We start from the raw sequence: 255 nt of genomic DNA on the forward strand, positions 1-255 counted from the left end.
CCGGTGATATCGGTGTACTTCGTGCCCGAGATGTCGAACTTCTCGAAGTTGGCGAAGTCGAGATCCGTCTGGTCGTGGCCCGAGGTGCCGACGATCGTGTAGCCGGCCGCTCCGACCGTCTGCACATCGCCGTCCGGCAGGACCTCGTAGACCTTCTTGCCGGCGACCGAGTAGTCGAGATCGCTGAAGGACCAGGTGCCGTCGCCGGCCGTGGTCGTCGACAGATCGCCGGCATTCAGGGTGCCGCTGCCGTCC

The 255-nt window shown here is 65.1% G+C and carries 1 protein-coding gene; it reads right to left on the bottom strand.

From position 1 onward, the window contains the following. A partial coding sequence (locus EOA23_RS36025) for a hypothetical protein (RefSeq protein WP_189341861.1) occupies positions 1 to 255 on the bottom strand: 255 nt, incomplete at both ends.

It is taken from the genome of Mesorhizobium sp. M2A.F.Ca.ET.042.01.1.1 (assembly GCF_003997405.1).
Lineage (GTDB): Bacteria > Pseudomonadota > Alphaproteobacteria > Rhizobiales > Rhizobiaceae > Mesorhizobium.